This is a genomic window from Rhodobacter lacus (assembly GCF_042683065.1).
Lineage (GTDB): Bacteria > Pseudomonadota > Alphaproteobacteria > Rhodobacterales > Rhodobacteraceae > Rhodobacter > Rhodobacter lacus.
Genome location: NZ_JBHUIX010000013.1, coordinates 446,578 through 464,466, shown reverse-complemented (window position 1 = coordinate 464,466; position 17,889 = coordinate 446,578). Strand labels below are relative to the sequence as shown.

Here is a 17,889-nt window from a genome sequence, read left to right as displayed (position 1 = left end):
CTTACCCTCCGAAGAAATTCCGGGGCAATAAAGGATAGATCAGCAGCAGAATGGAAACTGCGCCAATCAGCGCATCGAACCGGTCCAGCAGCCCGCCATGCCCCGGAATGAGGTTTGAGCTGTCTTTCACGCCCATGCGGCGCTTGATCGCGCTCTCGGCAATGTCGCCCATCTGCCCCGACAGCGCGATCACGGGCGAGAGCGGCACGAGAACCCAGGAGCCCAGTCCGAGCGCCCAGAACAGCGCCCCCACACCCGCCGCACCGATCCAGCCCGCGACCGTGCCCGACCATGTCTTTTTGGGCGAGACACGGGGCCAGAATTTCGGCCCGCCAAGGGCCCGGCCGGCAAAATAGCCCGCCACATCCGAGATCACGACCACCGCCACGAGCCACAGGATGCCGAGCGCGCCGACCCAGCCGCGCAGCATGATCAGCGCATAGCCCGTCGCCATCACGAAAAACGCATAGGAGGCAAAAATCGTCCGGTCCCGCCGCGGCATCAGCGTGCCGATGATCACCGGCACCAAAAGCGCGATCCGGGTGATCGCATTGGGCAAGAACAGCACCAAAAGCGTCAGGCCGCCCGCGAGCGCGGCAAGCGCTTTTGCCTGCCTGCCCGATGTGCCCTCGGGCGTGGTCATCGCCGCGAGTTCCCAGACCATCAGCGTGACCACGAGCACCGCGAGAAGCCCAAAGACCGTGCCGCCCCACCAGATTGCAAAAGCCCCCACCGCAACCATGGCAAGGCCCGAAGCCGTGCGGGCGCGCAGGTCCGACCAGTTCGCGCTCATGCGGTCACCCCGCCAAACCGGCGGTCGCGTGTGCTGAACCGGGCAAGAATCCCCGAAAGCTCCGCCGGCGTAAAATCGGGCCAGAGCGTGGGCGTGAATTCATATTCCGCATAGGCCGCCTGCCACGGCAGAAAGTTGGAGGTGCGGCTCTCCCCCGAGGTGCGGATGACCAGATCCGGGTCCGGCAGATCGGCGGTATCAAGGCAGCTCTCAAGCCGTGCGGGGGTGATCTCTTCGGGGGCGATCCGGCCCTCGGCAGCCTGCGCCGCAAGCCGGGCCGCGGCGCGCACAAGCTCATCGCGCCCGCCATAGTTGATCGCCACCGTCAGGTTGAGGCGGCCGTTGTTGGCCGTGCGCTCCTCGATCCCCGACATCAGCGCCGAAAGCTTGCGGTCAAGCGGAGCGCGGTCGCCAATAAAGCGCATCCGCACCCCTTCGGCAGAAAGCGCATCGGCCTCACGCTGGATGTATCTGGCAAAAAGCGCCATCAAACCAAGAACTTCCTCGGTCGAGCGCTTCCAGTTCTCGGTCGAGAACGCATAGACGGTGAGCCATTTGACGCCCATATCCGGGCAGGCCCGGGTGATCTCTTTCACCCGCTCCGCGCCGCGCCGGTGGCCCACAAGCCGCGGCCAGCCGCGCTCTTTCGCCCAGCGACCGTTGCCGTCCATGATGATCGCCACATGCGACACGCCATGATCAATAGCGCTCACGCCAGAATTCTCCCCCGGCCCGGAAACCGGAGCAGAGGCCGAAGCCCGGGTCGGCTTGGTCGCGGCCATGATCTGCCTTTCTGCGCGCGCGCGCTCGACATGCCCTGAAATCGGCGCTCCGCAGGTCTCAGACCTGCATGATCTCCGCCTGCTTCTCTTCCAGCGCCTTGTCGACAAGGCTGATGTGTTTCTTGGTCAGATCCTCGACCTCGGCTTCCCAGAACTTCACGTCATCTTCCGACATGCCGTTCGTCTTGGCCTTCTTGATCTGGTCCATGCCGTCGCGGCGCACGTTGCGCACCGCCACGCGGGCATGTTCGGCATATTGCGCGGCCACCTTGGTCAGCTCGCGGCGGCGTTCCTCGTTCAGCTCCGGGATCGGCAGCATGATGATCGGCCCGTTGGTCTGCGGGTTGATCCCGAGCCCCGACTCGCGGATCGCCTTTTCCACCTTGGAGATCATCCCCTTGTCCCAGACGTTGATGGTCACCATCCGCGGCTCGGGCACGTTGATCGTGCCAACCTGGTTGATCGGCGTCAGCGAGCCATAGGCATCGACCATGATCGGCTCGACCATGGTGGCCGAGGCCCGCCCGGTGCGCAAAGTGCCAAATTCATGCTTGAGCGAGTGCATCGCGCCTTCCATGCGGCGCGCGAGGTCATCGGTGTCGATTTCGATTTCGTCGGACATGGGCTCTCCCCGGTCTTGTCAGTCGGTTTCTTTCTAGCCGCATGGCGCGGCCTTGGATAGGGGCCAAGCGCGCACACCCGGCCCCGAGGCATCACGGTTCGGAAGGTCCGGGCCGGACCCGGGCTCAGCCCTGCACCCGGGTGTAGGTGCCCTGCCCCGCAAGAATGCCGCGGAAGCCCCCCGGCTCATCGAGCGAAAAAACGATGATCGGCAGCGCATTGTCGCGCGCAAGCGCAATCGCCGAGGCATCCATCACGCCAAGGTTCTTTTGCAGGCATTCATCGTAGCTCACGGTGTCGTAGCGCTTGGCATCCGCAAACTTCTTCGGATCCTTGTCATAGACGCCATCAACCTTGGTGCCCTTGAAGATCGCCTCGCAGTTCATCTCGTTGGCGCGCAGCGTCGCCGCCGTGTCCGTGGTGAAATAGGGGTTGCCGGTGCCCGCCGCAAAAACGCAGATCCGCTTTTTCTCAAGGTGGCGCACGGCGCGGCGGCGGATATAGGGCTCACAGACCTGATCCATCGGAATCGCCGAGATCACGCGGGTGTGGATGCCAAGCGCCTCAAGCTGCGCCTGCATGCCGAGCGCATTCATCACGGTGGCGAGCATGCCCATGTAATCCGCCGTGGTGCGCTCCATCCCCTGCGCCGAGCCCGCCAGCCCGCGGAAGATATTGCCGCCGCCGATCACCATGCAGATCTCGACGCCCATGTCGTGAACCGATTTCACCTCGCGGGCGATGCGGGCAACGGTGGGCGGATGCAGCCCATAGCCCTGATCGCCCATCAATGCCTCACCGGAAATCTTCAACATCACACGTTTGTACTTCACGCTCGGCGCGGCTTCATCGCTCATCGCGGGTCCTCGATCTGATCGCTGTTGTCTTTGGCGCGCAAAATGTCGCAAATGGCGGGCGCTGACAACCCGCCCCGGACGTGAGAGGACCGATGCCGTGACCGAGCCGCTCGCCGATCTTGCTGCCCTGCCTGCAGATCGCCCGGTTCTGCTGGCAGGCGCGACCGCCAGCGGCAAATCGGCGCTGGCGCTTGAAATCGCAGAAAAATCCGGCGGCGTGGTGGTGAATGCCGATGCGCTGCAGGTTTGGGCCTGCTGGCGCGTGCTCTCGGCGCGGCCTTCAGAACAGGAAGAAGCGCGCGCCCCCCACCTGCTTTACGGGCATCGCGCGGCGGGCGAAGATTATTCCGTGGGCGCCTGGTTGCGCGAGGTTGCGCCCATTCTTGCTGCATTTCGCGAAGGCACCGGGCCGCGGCCCATCATCGTCGGCGGCACCGGGCTTTATTTCACCGCGCTGACCGAGGGCCTGGCCGAAATCCCCGAAACCCCGCCCGAGATCCGCGCCGAGGCCGATGCCCGGCGCAACGCCGAGGGGCACGAGGGGATGCGCGCCGAGCTTGACCCCGCCACGGCGGCGCGCGTCGATCCGCGCAACCCGATGCGGGTGCAGCGCGCCTGGGAGGTGATGCGCGCCACCGGCCGCGGCCTTGCGGCATGGCAAGACATGACCCCGCCGCCGCTTTTGCCGCGCGCCGCCTGCACGCCGCTCCTGTTGTCAGTGGACCGCGACAGGCTCGCCGCGCGCATCGAGCTCCGGTTTGACGCGATGATCGCCGCGGGCGCGCTTGAGGAGGTGCGTGCGATGCGGCCTCATTGGGCGCCCCGTGCGCTCTGGGCGCGCGCAATCGGCGCGCCCGAACTCATCGCCCATCTCGCGGGCGAGCTTCCGCTTTCCGAGGCGATCACCCGCGCCAAAGCCGCCTCGCGCCAATATGCCAAGCGCCAACGCACCTGGTTTCGTGCCCGGATGGGGCGCTGGCACAATATAGAGCGGGCCTGAGCCTTTCTTGTTGTCACGATAATTTTCGTTGAAATTACAAGTGCCTCCCCCCTATTCTTCAGGCGATTGAAGCTGCCGGACCGGACCCCCGTGAAACTGTTCTCGACGCCCCCGCTTGCGCCCTCCGCGCAGCCAGAGACTTCTGTGCGCCCCGAGGCGCCTGCCCGGCCGCGGCGCGCGGCTGCGTCGCTCCTGCCCGAGGCGCCGTCCGCGCCGCGCGTGGTGCCGCTGGCGCGGCTCGCGCAGGGCGGACGCTGGCGGGTGGAGGCGATGCGCGCCCTCTCCGAGCCCTGCCTTTTGTGGTTCACCCGCGGTCAGGGCCGGATCACGCTCGGCGGCGTGACCCGCGGCTACGGGCCCCATACGGCAGTGTTCCTGCCGCCGGGCGTCATGCATGCCTTCGAGATCGGCCTGCAAACGCATGGCATGGCGGTCTTCTTTGGCCGCGGCACGGATCTGCCCCTGCCCCATGCCGCGCAGCATCTGCGCATCCGCGATACCGCTGCGCAGGGCGAAATGACCGGGCTCATTGATTCCGCGGGGCGTGAGCTGGACAGTGGCCGCCCCGGCGCGGAACGTGCCGCGAGCCATTATCTTGGGCTTCTGAGCGTTGCGCTTGAGCGCCAGACCGCCGCGCAACCGCAAGAAACGCGCCCGGCCACCGGCGGGCGGGGCCGCAAGCTCGTGGCGCGCTACACCGCGCTTTTGGAGCGCGATTTCCGCTCCGGGCATGGTGTGGCCGATTACGCCGCGAGCCTTGGCGTGACCGCAACCCATCTCACCCGCGCCTGCCGCGCCAATTGTGGCCGCGCCGCCTCGGATCTTTTGCAAGATCGCCGCCTCTATGAGGCGCGCCGGTTGCTCGCCGAGACCCGCGCCCCGGTGAAAGACATCGCCGCGAGCCTCGGCTTCACTTCGGCGGCCTATTTCACCCGCGCCTTTCAGGCCCGCACCGGCAAGACCCCCTCGGCCTTTCGTCGCGGCGGCTGAGCCCCCCTTTGCAGCGCCCCCGCGGGCCGCTATTTCTGCGGCACACCATTCTGACCGGGGATTTTCATGGAACGCGCAATCGAACGGGTGCTTTTTGCCAGCCGCTGGCTGATGGCGCCAATGTATCTGGGCCTTGTCGGCACGCTCGCCATTCTGCTCTGGGCCTTCATGCTCGAGCTTTACCATTTCGTCCTCGAGATCCCGCAGCTCGATGTTGACCACGCGGTGATGGGCGCGCTCTCGCTGATCGACCTGAGCCTTGCGGCAAACCTGCTCCTGATCGTGATCTTTTCGGGCTACGAAAATTTCGTCTCGCGGATGGACACCGCCGATCACGAGGACCGGCCCGACTGGCAGGGCGAAGTGGATTTTTCGACGCTGAAGCTCAAGCTCGTCGCCTCGATCGTGGCAATCTCCGGGATCCACCTGCTGAAAGTGTTCATGGATCTGGAGAAATACCCGCAAGAAAAGATCATCTGGATGATCACGATCCATCTGGTCTTTGTCGTCTCGGGGGTGCTTCTGGCGACGATGGACTGGATCTCGAACCACGCCAAAACCCTGAAGAAAAGCGCCAAATATCACACCTCAGAGAAGGCGCATTAAACGGCAAGGGGCGCTCTCGGGCGCCCCTTGATGCCTTTGCGCCCGGCTCAGGCGGGCTTTAGGCGCGCCCTCGCACGCCGCCCCGAGCCTTCGCCGCCAGAGACAGACCCCGCCGATCACCACATGGCCACAGCAGCGCACAGGTTTGGCTTGCGAAAGGTCATGGCGATCTCTTGGGCAAGATGGCGCAGAGGCTTGGCAAAAGCCAAGGCGGCACCCGCGCGCGCCGCAAGGGCAAACGCCCCTTCGACACACAGACGAAAGGCCGCTCCCCGGGAAGGGAGCGGCCAAAAAGCTGGGCAGGGGAGGGTTAGAAGAAGCCCAGCTTGTTCGGGTTGTAGCTGACCAGCATGTTCTTGGTCTGCTGGTAATGGTCGAGCATCATCTTGTGGGTCTCGCGCCCGATGCCGGATTGCTTGTAGCCGCCAAAGGCCGCATGCGCCGGATAGGCGTGGTAGTTGTTGACCCAGACCCGGCCCGCCTGAATGTGGCGGCCAAAGCGGTAGCAGGTGTTGATGTCGCGCGACCAGACGCCGGCGCCAAGGCCATACATCGTGTCATTGGCGATATGGAGCGCCTCTTCCTCGTCCTTGAAGGTGGTGACCGACACCACCGGGCCAAAGATTTCCTCCTGGAACACGCGCATCTTGTTGTGGCCCTTGAGGATCGTCGGCTGGATGTAGAAGCCGTTTGCAAGATCGCCGCCAAGGCGCGCGGCATCGCCGCCGCAGAGCACTTCTGCGCCTTCGTCGCGGCCAATCGTCAGGTAGGACATGATCTTGTCCTGCTGCTCCTGGCTCGCCTGCGCGCCGACCATGGTTTCCATCAGACGCGGGTCGCCCTGCTTGATCGCCTGAACGCGGGCGATGCAACGCGCGATGAACTCTTCGTAGATGTCTTCCTGAATGAGCGCGCGCGAGGGGCAGGTGCAGACCTCGCCCTGGTTGAAGGCAAAGAGCACGAAGCCTTCGACGGCCTTGTCGAGGAAGGCGTCATCCTTCGCCATCACATCGGAAAAGAAGATGTTGGGCGATTTGCCGCCAAGCTCCAGCGTCACCGGAATAAGGTTTTCGGTGGCATATTGCATGATCTTGCGGCCGGTCTCGGTTGAGCCGGTGAAGGCGATTTTCGCGATCCGGTTCGAGCGGGCGAGCGGCGCGCCGACATCGGGGCCCATGCCGTTGACGATGTTGAGCACACCCGGCGGCAGCAGATCCTTGATCACGTCGATCAGCACCATGATCGCCGCCGGGGTCTGTTCGGCGGGTTTCATCACGATGCAATTGCCGGCGGCGAGCGCGGGCGCCAGTTTCCAGGCCGCCATCAGGATCGAGAAGTTCCACGGGATGATCTGGCCCACCACACCGAGCGGCTCATGGTAGTGATAGGCGACGGTGTCGTTGTCGATCTCCGACATCGAGCCTTCCTGGCCGCGCAGCACGCCCGCAAAGTAGCGGAAATGGTCGATCGAAAGCGGAATGTCGGCGGCGGTGGTTTCGCGGATCGGCTTGCCGTTGTCCCAGGTTTCGGCGGCGGCGATCAGGTCGAGGTTTTCCTCGATCCGGTCCGCGATCTTCAAAAGCACGTTCGAGCGATGCGCGGCCGAGGTCGTGCCCCAGGCCTCTTTCGCGGCATGGGCAGCATCGAGCGCCAGTTCGACATCGGCAGCCCCCGAGCGCGCCACTTCGCACACCTTCTCGCCGGTGATCGGGGTGATGTTGTCAAAATACTGCCCGCCAACCGGCGGCGTCCATTTTCCGCCGATGAAGTTTTCGTAGCGCGGCTTGAAGGGCGACACCATCACCCCGTTGAACGTATGCGGCATATCGTTGGCCATCTTTTCCTCCCTGATGGTCACGCCCCCTCCCGGGGCAAGCTGATCAGACGAGATTGCGCGACCAAGCGATTCTTGCATAGCCGCTTTGCTGTTGCGTTATGGCTGATCTGTTTCAGCGGCGAGACAGGTGCAACTGCAGCATCGCTTTTTTCGTAAATCGCGCAGATTGCCGCAGGGCGCGCCGCATGCCGCCCCCTTGCACGGAGGAGGCGCTCGGGGCACAGAGGCGCACCGCTCAAAGCGGCCCGATACGCCCAGAAGCCCGTCCAAGCCAGAAAGTGCCCGCCATGACCCTGAGACTGCGCCCGCATCATCTGCTGTGCATGCTCACCTATGCCGGCACGGGTTACACGCCCGCCTTTACCGCCAATATGTCGGCGGTGGTGCCCCGGCTGGGCGCGGGCGAGGAAATCGAGATTGTCGCCGGGCCGGATGACATCTGCGCGCCGCTGCTCAGCGAACGAGAGCCGCATTGCCACCGCTGCTCGGTCATCGAGCGCGACGCGGCCGCCGCGCGCGAGGTGGGCGCGCTCCTGGGCCTCGCCGTCGCGCCGGGGCTGCGCTTTTGCCTCGATGCCCCCCGCATCGCGCGTTTGCGCCAGGCGTTTGCCGCAGAGACGATCCGCAGCGCCTGTCGCGGCTGTGAATGGGACCAGTTGTGCCGCGCGGCGGCGCAGGCGGGCTTTGCCCAAACCGCACTCACCCCGCTCTAGCCCCCAAAGCAAAAAGGCCGGGACGATGCCCGGCCTTTGGATCTGATTTCGTCGGGCCGGATCAGCCGATCCGGTAATTCGGGCTCTCGCGGGTGATCTGCACGTCATGGACGTGGCTTTCCTTCAGCCCCGCGCCGGTGATGCGCACGAACTCGCAGCCGCCGCGCATCGCCTCGATCGAGCCATTGCCGGTATAGCCCATCGCCGCGCGCAAACCGCCAACCATCTGGTGCAGCACCGCCGCGACCGGGCCCTTGTAGGGCACCTGCCCCTCGATCCCTTCGGGCACGAGCTTGTCAGAGGCCGCATCTTTCTGGAAGTAACGGTCCGCCGAGCCGCGCGCCATCGCGCCAAGCGAGCCCATGCCGCGGTAGCTCTTGTAGGAGCGGCCTTGATACAGGATCACCTCGCCGGGGCTTTCATCCGTGCCCGCAATCGCCGAGCCGACCATGGCGCAGCTGGCGCCCGCCGCGATCGCCTTGGCAAAATCGCCCGAATATTTGATGCCGCCATCGGCGATGATCGGAATGTCGCCCGCGCCCGCGCAGGCATCCATGATCGCGGTGAGCTGCGGCACGCCGACGCCCGCCACGATCCGCGTGGTGCAGATCGAGCCCGGGCCGATGCCGACCTTGACTGCATCCGCCCCCGCGCCGATCAGCGCCTTGGTCGCCTCGGCGGTGGCGACGTTGCCGGCACAGACCTGCGCGCGCGAACTATAGGCCTTGACCCGCTCCACCGCCTTCGCCACGCCTTCGGAATGGCCATGCGCAGTGTCGATCACGATCAGATCGCAGCCCGCGTCGATCAGCGCGCAAGAGCGCTCAAAGCCCGCATCGCCCACGGTCGAGGCGGCGGCCACCCGCAGCCGGCCCTTTTCATCCTTGCATGCCAGCGGGTGCAGCACGGATTGCTCGCTGTCTTTCAGCGTCAAAAGCCCGGTGAGCTTGCCATCGGCATTCACCACCAGAAGCTTCTCGATCCGGCGCGCCTTCATCAGGCTCATCGCCTCTTCACGGTCGGCAGGCTCTTGCAGCATGGCGAGATTGTCGGCGGTCATCATCGCGCGCACCGGGGTGCGGTCATCGGTGGCAAAGCGCATGTCGCGGTTGGTCACGATGCCCACGACCTTGCCCGCGGCATCGACCACCGGGAAGCCCGAAACATTGAACCGCTCGCGCAGCGCTTTGGCATCGGCGAGCGTTTGCTCTGCGGTGAGCGTGATCGGGTTGTAAACGATCCCGGATTCAAACCGCTTGACGCGGCGCACTTCCGCTTCCTGCTGCTCAACGCTCAGGTTGCGGTGGATCACCCCCATCCCCCCCGCTTGCGCGAGCGCAATCGCCATTTTGGCCTCGGTCACCGTATCCATCGCCGAGGACAGAAGCGGGATGTTGAGCCGGATCGACCGGGTCACCCGGGTAGAAACATCGGCCTCGGAGGGAAGGACGCTGGACGCGGCCGGAACAAGAAGCACGTCATCGAAGGTGAGGGCCTCGCGAATCTGCATGGGGGTCTCCATCGGCAGGGAACGGTTGGCACGTCCCTGTTTCACGGACCGCGGCCCGATGCAACCCCTCAGGCCGAGGCCGCGCCGGTTTTCGCGGCCAGATCACCTTTTGCCCACATCTTGTAAAGCCGGAGCACGATCGGCAGGATCACGGCGGTGGCAAGCGCGAGCGCGGCCATCCCCGCGAGCTGCCAAAGCCCTCCGAGCGCGAGCCACAGATTTGCCGTGGCCGCAATCGGAAAGGTCAGCGCGCCCCAGAACGGCGAGAACCCGGCCTTGAGCAGCCAAAAGGCCGCCCCCGCGAGCACCGCAAGAAGCACCACCGAGGCGGCGCCAAACAGGATCGCCAGCGTCTCGGCCCCGAGCCCGACCGCAACCGTGCCCAAAAGCGCCACCGGCGCAAGGTGGATCGCCAGAAGCGGGCGCAGGGGGGCGGGCACGCTTGCGCGGGCGAACTGGCTGAGCGACACCGTCCAGATGCCGACGGCAAAGACCAGCGCCGCCCAGAAGAACACCGTGGCGAGCAGCATGTTTCCCAGCGCAAGCGCGGCAAGCGCGGCGACGATCCAGCCCGAAAAGGTCAGATGCCAGACCGGGGTGACGCGGCGCTGCTCGGGCGGGCCCTTGAGCAGGGTCAACAGCATCGCCCCGGTCAGGATCACATGGAAGGCAAGCCCGAGCCCGAAGAAGGCGCGCGCGCCCGGCGCGGCAAAAGGTGCGATGCCGATGGCCAGCAGGTAGATCGAGAGCACCGCCGCCGAGAGACCGGCCCGCCCGGGCAGGATCTTCAGATCCTCAAGCGCCACGGCGGGGCGGCGCGCCATCTTGCCCAGATAGGCAGCAAGGGTGAAGAGCGCGAGCAGCGTGGCCGCGCCGATTGCCAGATCCGGCAAAGCCGCGGGCAGATCAAGGGCGGCGGCGGCGCGGCGCCAGCCCAGCATGAGCCCCAAGAGGCCCATGAGCGGCGGAAAGATCGCGGGCGGGGTGCGCCGCCACAGCCCTCCGGGCGCGGCGGGCGGCGGCATCAGCTCGGGCGGAACGGGAGCCATCTGTGACCTCGATGATCTGTGCTTCGGGGCAACTTGCAATATTTCGCGCCAAAGGGAAAGCTCCCGGCCACGGGAGAGATTGCGACAGATAAAGCCACCGGCAAGGAGATCAGAGATGGCGCAACACGGCTATGAGACGGGGCGGCTGAACCTGCCCTTCGTCGGCATTTCCACATTCGGCAAGCGGCCCTATGTGGCGGATTGGACGAAGATCGAGGCCGATGTCGCGGTGATGGGCGCGCCTTTCGATTTTGGCACCCAGTTCCGGGCGGGGGCGCGCTTTGGCCCGCGCGCGGTGCGCGAGGCCTCGACGCTCTTTTCCTTCGGCCATGCGGGCGCCTATGACCATGAGGATGATGCGACCTATCTGCCCGAGAGCGTGCGCATCGTCGATATTGGCGATGCCGACATCGTTCATACCGATACCGAGGCGAGCCATGCCAATATCGAGGCCGGGGTGCGCGCGATGCTGAAGGCGGGGGCGCTGCCGGTGGTGATTGGCGGCGATCATTCGATCAACATTCCCTGCATTCGCGCCTTTGACGATCAGGGGCCGATCCATATTTTGCAGATCGATGCGCATCTCGATTTTGTCGATGTCCGCCACGGCGTGCGCCATGGCCATGGCAACCCGATGCGGCGCGCGGCGGAAAAGGACTATGTCGAGGGCATCACCGCGCTCGGCATCCGCAATGTGTCCTCGACCGCGAAAGACGGCTATGAGGCCGCGCGCGCGATGGGCGACGATATCCTGAGCGTGCGGCAGGTGCGGCGGCTTGGCACCGAAGGCGTGCTGGCGCGATTGCCCGAGGGCGCGCGGATCTATGTCACGATCGACATTGACGGGTTTTGCCCCTCGATCGCGCCGGGCACGGGCACGCCCTCGCATGGCGGGTTTCTCTATTACGAGGTGCTCGAGATCTTGCAGGGTGTGGCCAGGCGCCATGAGGTGGTGGGGATCGATCTGGTCGAGGTGGCCCCCGATTACGACCCCTCGGGCGCGACCCAGATCCTTGCGGCTCAGGTGCTTCTGAACTTCCTTGGCTTCATCTTCCATGCGCGCAGCACGCGGGAGGGGTGAGTCTTTCGCTTCGGCGGGGCCGAAGCGACCCGCCGGGGGGCGTTGCCCCCCGGACCCCCCAGGATATTTGCAGCAAGATGAAGGGGAACGGCTGCGCTTTGAGCCGATCTGGGCGAGCGGTGTTCCGGTGCTGGCCCCGAGGCGCGAAACGGGGTAAGATCGGGCATTCGCATTGCAAGGAGGGGATATGTCGGATCTTGTGAGCCTCCGGGCCGGGGCGTTCTGACGGGCTGACCCGCGACCGCCTCGCCCCCTGACGGCCGTCGGCGCCATTTGGCGCCCGTCTTTCAGTGTCTTGCGAGGATATTCCATTGACCGACACACTCACGCTCGCCGCGCTCGGCTGGGCTGCTGATTTCATGCGCCAGCTCTCGCTCGAAGAGCTCGCCACCCTCACCCCCTGCCGCATCGCGGCGGTGCATCGCAACCGGCTCGACGTGCGCACGCCAGCCGGCGCGCAAAGCCTGCTCCCGCCCGCGCAGGGCACCACCGCGGCGCTGGCCGTGGGCGATTGGGGGCTCTCGGATGGCACGCGGCTGGTCCGCGCGCTGGAGCGGCGCAGCCTGCTGGCGCGCCGCGCCGCGGGCACCGGCGCCGCGCGCCAACTGATTGCGGCAAATGTGGACACGCTCTTCATCACCACCTCCTGCAATGCCGATTTCAACCCTGCCCGGCTCGAGCGCTACCTTGCACTGGCGCGAAGCGCGGGGGTGGTGCCTGTTTTCGTGCTCACCAAGGCCGATCTGAGTGCGGAGCCCGAGGCCTGGAGCGCGCGCGCCGCCGCCATCGACCCGCGCGTGGCCTGCTGCCAGATCGACGCGCGCCCCCCCGGCGCGGCGCTGGCCGATTGGTGCGGGCCGGGGCAGACGGTGGCGCTGCTCGGCTCTTCGGGCGTGGGCAAAACGACGCTCGCCAATGCGCTCACGGGGGGCGCGGCGGCGACGGCGGGCATCCGCGAGGATGATGCGAAAGGGCGCCACACCACCACCGCGCGTCATCTTTTGGCGATGCCCGCGGGCGGCTGGCTGATTGACACGCCCGGCATGCGGGAGTTGCGGCTGAGCGATGCGGGGGAAGGCATTGCCGCAACCTTCGACGATATCACCGCGCTCGCCGCAACCTGCCGCTTTGCCGATTGCCGCCACGCACAGGAGCCCGGCTGCGCGGTGCAGGCTGCGATTGCCGCAGGGCAGCTCGCCCCGGAGCGGCTCACGCGCTGGCAAAAGCTTGACCGCGAGGATCGCTACAATTCCGAGACCCTCGCCGAGGCCCATGCCCGCGACCGCGCCTTTGGCCGCATGACCCGCCGCGTGGGGCGCGAAAAGGCGCGCCGCCGGGGGGGTTGAGCGCCGGGCCGGGCGGCCCCCCGCCCGGCCCCCATTGCGCCCCCCGCAGCTTGCTTCCATAGTGGCGCAAATCTTGTCACCGCTGGAGCCGATGCGCCTTCTCGTCACTGCCGATATCCATCTGGGGGCGCCGATCCGCTCGGCGGCGCTGCGCAACCCCGCGCTGGGCGCGCGGCTGCGGCAGGCGAGCCGTGACAGCCTCACCGATATCGTGTCGCTGGCGTGCGCGGAGCGGGTCGATGTGCTCGTGCTCGCGGGCGATATCTTCGACCGTGCCGAGCCCGACCTCAAGCTGCGCGCGCATCTGAGCGCCCAGCTTGCCCGGGCCGCTGCGGCCGGGGTTGAGACCGTGCTGATCCGGGGCAACCACGACGCGCTTTTGGACCACACCGCGCAGGGCGCGCTCGGGGCCCGGGTTCACCTGCTCGAGCGCGCCCGCCCCAGCGTTGAGATTGGCGGGGTCGCCTTTCACGGGCTCTCTTTCGAGACCGGGCACCAGCACGAGAGCTTCCTGCCCGACTATCCGGCCCCGGTGCCCGGGCGCCTCAATGTCGGGCTGATGCATACCTCGCTTGAGGGCGCACCCGGCCATGACCCCTACGCGCCCTGCGCCGAGGCCGCGCTGATGGCGCATGGCTATGATCTGTGGTGCCTTGGCCATATTCATGCGCCCTTCGTGCGACGCCGGGGCACTGTGCTCGCGGTGATGCCCGGCATTCCCCAACCGCGCCATTTTGGGGAGCGGCACGGCGGCTCTGTGGCGCTTGTGACCCTTGGCGCCGGGGCGCCCGAGATCACCTGGAAGCCCATCGCCCGGCTGCGCTTTGCCGAAGCGGCCCTTGATCTGACCGAATGCGGCGATCAGGGCACGCTGGCAGAGGCGCTGCGCGGCGCCTTGCATGCCGCCCGAACCGCGGATCAGGAGACCGCGCTCAGGATCATCGCCACCAGCGCCACCCAGAGCGAGGCCGAGCTCACCGCCCTCGCCGCGGCCCTGAGCGAGGACATTGATCACGTTCATCTCGACAAGCTGCGCCGCCGCGACCCGCCCCGAAACGCAGCGCTGCCGGAGGCCGATGACCTGATGCGGCTGATGCAGGCAGAGATCACCGCGCCGGGCTTTCGCCAGCAGGCGCGCGAGATCCTTTCCGAGCTGCGCATTGCGCTACCGCGCGAGATTGCCGACACCCTCGACGAGACGGAGCTTGATGCGCTGCTCGCCGCGGCTCTGGGGGAGGTCACGGCCCGGTTGCACCGCGCCGCGGCGCGCCCGGAGGCAGAGTGATGCGGCTCAACCGGCTCGATCTGATCCGCTATGGCCGCTTTCACGAGGCCTCTCTCGCCTTTCCGACCCCCGCAGCGGGCGTGCCCGATGTGACCCTGGTCCACGGCCCCAATGAGGCGGGAAAGTCTACTGCTTTCAATGCCTTCCTTGAGCTTCTTTATGGCATGAAGGCGGGCGGGCACCGCTATGCCTTCCGCTTTGAGCGGGCGGATCTTTTGATCGGCGCGGAGCTTGTGCTGCCCGGGCGCGGGCCGATGACGCTGCTGCGCAACAGCAAGCGCAACCAGTCCCTCACCGATGCCGAGGGCCGCCCGGTTGCGGAAGCGATCCTGTCGGGCGCGCTGCATGGGCTGGGCCGGGAGGCCTATCTGGAGCGGTTCTCGCTCAATGATCAGGGGCTGCGCGAGGGCGGCGCGCGCATTGCCGGCGCGCAGGGCGATCTGGGCCAGCTTCTGCATGCGGGCATGTCGGGCCTCACCTCGATGTCGGATACGCTCGCCACAATGACCGCGCAGGCCGAGAGCTTTTATCGGCGCGGTGCGCGCAGCGGCACCCTGCGCATGGCCAAGGCCCGGCTCGCCGAGATTGCCGCCGAGCTGCGCACGGCCCGCCTCACCCCGGACCGGGAAGATCAGCTTGCCCAAACCCGCGATGCCGCCGCCGCCGCTTTTGACCAGGCCGAGGCGGCGCTGATCCGCGCCCGGAACGCGCAGGCCGCGGCGGAAGCCGCCGAGATCTGGCATCACGAAAGCGCCGAGATCGCCCGGCTGGAAGCGGCTCTTGCCCCCCTCCCCGCCGGGCCTGATCTGCCCCCCGGCACCGCCGAACGCGTGGCCGCCCTTCTCGCCACGATCACGTTGCAGGAGGCGCGCGCAGCGGAGTCCGCAGCAAAGGCCGCGCATCATGAACGCGCGCTTGACGCGCTTCCCGAAGACCCTGCCGCGGGCCTGCTCGCGCAGGCGCTTGCGCGCCTTGATGCGCTGCGCCTCGATGACGCCCCCCTCCTCGCGCGCGCGACCACCGCCCGCACCGATCTGGAACACCGCCGCGCGGAATTGCACGCTCTGAGCACACAGGCAACGGCGCTCGGCGCGCGGTTGGGGCTGCCCCCCGGGGCAGATCTTGGGCTCAGTGCAGACGCGCTTGACGCGCTGGACGCGGCAGCACAAGCGGCGCGCGCGGCCGCGCAAAAGCGCCACACCCTGCGCGCGGCCCATGCCGAAGCGCAGGCCAAGATTGCAGAGCAACCCGCTGAACCCAAAGACCTTTCCCTGCTCGACAAAGCCTTGCAAGGTTATGCGGCCCGGGCGGATCTGACGCGCGAGGAAGAGCGTTTGGCGCAAGCGCGGGCACAGCTTGGCTTGGCCGCTTCGGCCCTGCCCGCGGATTGGGCCGCGCACGTTGCTGCGGGCCTTCCCGCGCTCGAAACGCTCGATCAGATCAGCCGCAAGAGTGCGGCGGCGCAAAGCGAGCTGACCCTCGCCGAGCGTGATCTTGCGGCGCGCCGCGCCGAGCAAGGCGAGGCCGAGGCGCTGGTGCAGGCCGCCCGCGCCACGCCAGAGGCAACCGATGCCGCGCAGATCGAGGCCACACGGCGCGCGCGCGACACTGCCTGGAACGCGCACCGTGCCCGGCTCGATGCCGAGAGCGCCGCGGCGTTCGAGGCGGCCCTGCACACCGATGATGCGGCGCGCGCGCATTATCTGAGTGGTGCCGAGGTGCGCCAGAGCCTGCATCAGGCCGAACGCAGCGCCGCCCTTGCCGCCGCGCGGTCGCAAACCTCTTGCGCGAGGGTGCAGGCCGCCGCCGCCCTCCTCTGCGATCTCCGGGCGGAGGTGGCGCAGCGCGCCCTTGCGCTCGGCCTTGCGCCCGAGACGGTGCCCGAGGCCCTCGCCCCGCGCCACGCCGCCCTCACCGCGGCCGCGGCGGCGGCGGCGGCGGTGGCAACCGCCGAGGCCGCGCTCGAAAGCGCCGCTGCGCAACGCAGTGCCGCCGCGGCCACACTGGCGGCAGCGGCAGAGGCTGCGGGGATCACCGCCACGCCAGAGGCGCTTGCCGCACGCGCCCAGGAAGCGCTTTTGCTGCAGGCCCCCCAGCGCGATGCCTGGGCGCGCTGGCAGGCCGATGTGCAAGCGCTTGAAACCCTGGCGCAGGATGTGCACGCCGCAGAAGCGGCGCAGATCGCAGCCGATCAGGCGCTCGCCCGGCTGCCCGCTCCGCTCCCTGCGCGCGATGCGCAGGCCATTCTTGCGGCCCTGCCCGATCTGCGCGCGCTCCAGCGCGTTACGGAGAAATCCGAGGCGCTCACTGCCCGGATCGAGGCGCTGGAGCGCGCGATGGACGCGCTGGCGGCGGGCAGCGCGCAGCTTGCGCAGATCCTTGAGAGCGATCCGGGCGCGGACCCGCTCGCACTGATTGATGCCGCCCGCGCCCGGCTTGCCGCAGCCCGGGAGCGCGCGCGCGACCGAAAGGAACAGGCGCAAGCGGCCGCACAGTGGCAAGGCACGCTGAGCGAGGCTCAGGCGGCGCAGCGCAAGGCCGAAGGTGATCTGGCCGCGGCTTTCGCCCATCAGGAGGGGGGCGATTTACCGCCCGACGAGCGCATCGCGGCGCTTGGCGCGCGCGATCGCCTGCGCGCCCAGATGCAGGCCGCAAAGGCGCGGCGGGGGGCCGCGCGCGACAAGGTCGAGCGGGAGCTTTTCGCGGCAGAGCTGGCCCGGCTCCCCGACCCGGGCCGGGCCGAGGCATTGGCGCGCGCTTTGAACGAGGCGCAGGCCGGGCGCGACCGGGCACGCGATGACAAGGTCGAGGCGGAGCGGCTCTGGCGCGCGGCCCATGCCGCAGCCGAGCGCGATGATCTCATCACCGAACAGGCTGTTGTGCTTGAGGAATTGCGCGAGGGCGCGCGGGCGGCGGCGCTGGCGCAGCTGGGCGTTCTGGCCGCGCGCGGCGCGCTGCGGCGGCTCGCGGCGGAGCGGCGCTCCTCGATGCTGCGCGATGTCGAGGCGGCCTTTGTGACGATGACCGCGCCGGCATGGCGCGGGGTCGATGTCTGGACCGAGGCGGCGGGAGAAAAGCTTGTCGGGCTCGGCCCCGACGGCACGCCGGTGCCGGTGGAGGCGATGTCCACGGGCACGATGGGGCAGCTTTATTTTGCGCTGCGCCTTGCGGGCTACCGCAGTTTTGCGCGCGAGGCGGGGCCGCTGCCGATGATCCTCGACGATATCATGGAAACGTTTGACGACAGCCGTGCCCGCGCCGCGCTGAGCCTTTGCGCGGGGATCGGCACGGTCGGGCAAGCCATTCTCTTCACCCATCACGCGCATCTCGTCGCGCTCGCGCGCGCGCAGATCCCCGGCGTGAACGTGGTTGAAATGCCCCGCTGAGAAGATCAAACGCCCTTGCGGCGGCCCCCGTGC

At 67.5% G+C, this 17,889-nt stretch carries 15 protein-coding genes; 8 read left to right on the top strand and 7 right to left on the bottom strand.

All coding sequences use genetic code 11. The annotated features are described in order from the left end of the window. Position 1 precedes the first annotated feature (1 nt). From ACFSM0_RS14385 to pyrH, 4 genes are all read right to left on the bottom strand, one after another. Entirely contained in the window at positions 2-793 is a 792-nt protein-coding gene (locus ACFSM0_RS14385; RefSeq protein ID WP_377391743.1) for a phosphatidate cytidylyltransferase, read from the bottom strand. Next, positions 790-1,464 carry a polyprenyl diphosphate synthase gene (gene uppS, locus ACFSM0_RS14380; protein ID WP_377392488.1) on the bottom strand — a complete coding sequence of 225 codons (675 nt, stop codon included), beginning with the start codon at positions 1,462-1,464 and terminating at the stop codon, positions 790-792. The genes ACFSM0_RS14385 and uppS overlap by 4 nt, the downstream gene beginning before the upstream one ends. Positions 1,465-1,633: 169 nt before the next feature. Next, entirely contained in the window at positions 1,634-2,197 is a 564-nt protein-coding gene (frr, locus tag ACFSM0_RS14375; RefSeq protein ID WP_377391740.1) for a ribosome recycling factor, read from the bottom strand. 124 nt (positions 2,198-2,321) lie between these two features. Next, positions 2,322-3,053 (bottom strand): UMP kinase, encoded by a 732-nt coding sequence (gene pyrH, locus ACFSM0_RS14370; protein WP_097070093.1) that lies wholly within the window; start codon positions 3,051-3,053, stop codon positions 2,322-2,324. A 97-nt stretch (positions 3,054-3,150) separates the two neighbouring features. Here pyrH and miaA point away from each other — a divergent pair, with 97 nt between their 5' ends. The 3 genes from miaA (at position 3,151) to ACFSM0_RS14355 (ending at position 5,649) form a co-directional block, all read left to right on the top strand. Beyond that, a complete protein-coding gene (gene miaA / locus ACFSM0_RS14365; RefSeq protein WP_377391736.1) occupies positions 3,151-4,053 on the top strand; it encodes a tRNA (adenosine(37)-N6)-dimethylallyltransferase MiaA in 903 nt (300 codons plus the stop codon). A 90-nt stretch (positions 4,054-4,143) separates the two neighbouring features. Beyond that, entirely contained in the window at positions 4,144-5,043 is a 900-nt protein-coding gene (locus ACFSM0_RS14360) for a helix-turn-helix domain-containing protein (RefSeq protein WP_377391734.1), read from the top strand. 66 nt (positions 5,044-5,109) lie between these two features. Continuing rightward, the gene (locus tag ACFSM0_RS14355) at positions 5,110-5,649 is read left to right on the top strand and encodes a TIGR00645 family protein (protein ID WP_377391731.1); all 540 of its coding nucleotides are present in this window, start codon (positions 5,110-5,112) and stop codon (positions 5,647-5,649) included. A gap of 310 nt (positions 5,650-5,959) precedes the next feature. Here ACFSM0_RS14355 and adh read toward each other — a convergent pair whose 3' ends face one another. Next, on the bottom strand, positions 5,960-7,486 hold the full coding sequence (gene adh, locus ACFSM0_RS14350) for an aldehyde dehydrogenase (protein ID WP_377391728.1): 1,527 nt from the start codon (positions 7,484-7,486) through the stop codon (positions 5,960-5,962). Between the two features lie 287 nt (positions 7,487-7,773). On the opposite strand from adh, the gene ACFSM0_RS14345 reads away from it, so the two are divergent. Continuing rightward, on the top strand, positions 7,774-8,199 hold the full coding sequence (locus ACFSM0_RS14345; RefSeq protein ID WP_377391725.1) for a DUF1284 domain-containing protein: 426 nt from the start codon (positions 7,774-7,776) through the stop codon (positions 8,197-8,199). A gap of 61 nt (positions 8,200-8,260) precedes the next feature. Here ACFSM0_RS14345 and guaB read toward each other — a convergent pair whose 3' ends face one another. Both guaB and ACFSM0_RS14335 read right to left on the bottom strand, forming a co-directional pair. Beyond that, the gene (gene guaB, locus ACFSM0_RS14340; RefSeq protein ID WP_377391722.1) at positions 8,261-9,709 is read right to left on the bottom strand and encodes an IMP dehydrogenase; all 1,449 of its coding nucleotides are present in this window, start codon (positions 9,707-9,709) and stop codon (positions 8,261-8,263) included. Between the two features lie 68 nt (positions 9,710-9,777). Next, entirely contained in the window at positions 9,778-10,758 is a 981-nt protein-coding gene (locus tag ACFSM0_RS14335) for a TDT family transporter (RefSeq protein WP_377391719.1), read from the bottom strand. Positions 10,759-10,873: 115 nt separating this feature from the next. Between ACFSM0_RS14335 and speB the strand changes: the two genes are divergently transcribed. From speB to ACFSM0_RS14315, 4 genes are all read left to right on the top strand, one after another. After that, positions 10,874-11,839, top strand: a complete 966-nt coding sequence (gene speB / locus ACFSM0_RS14330) for an agmatinase (protein ID WP_097070088.1) — start codon at positions 10,874-10,876, stop codon at positions 11,837-11,839. A gap of 311 nt (positions 11,840-12,150) precedes the next feature. Next, positions 12,151-13,185, top strand: a complete 1,035-nt coding sequence (gene rsgA / locus ACFSM0_RS14325) for a ribosome small subunit-dependent GTPase A (RefSeq protein ID WP_377391715.1) — start codon at positions 12,151-12,153, stop codon at positions 13,183-13,185. Positions 13,186-13,276: 91 nt separating this feature from the next. Beyond that, complete coding sequence (locus ACFSM0_RS14320; protein WP_377391712.1) at positions 13,277-14,470, top strand: metallophosphoesterase family protein; 1,194 nt, start codon at positions 13,277-13,279, stop codon at positions 14,468-14,470. Continuing rightward, positions 14,470-17,856, top strand: coding sequence for an AAA family ATPase (locus ACFSM0_RS14315; protein WP_377392485.1), 3,387 nt, complete (start codon positions 14,470-14,472; stop codon positions 17,854-17,856). Before ACFSM0_RS14320 ends, ACFSM0_RS14315 begins: the two co-directional genes overlap by 1 nt. Positions 17,857-17,889: the final 33 nt, after the last annotated feature.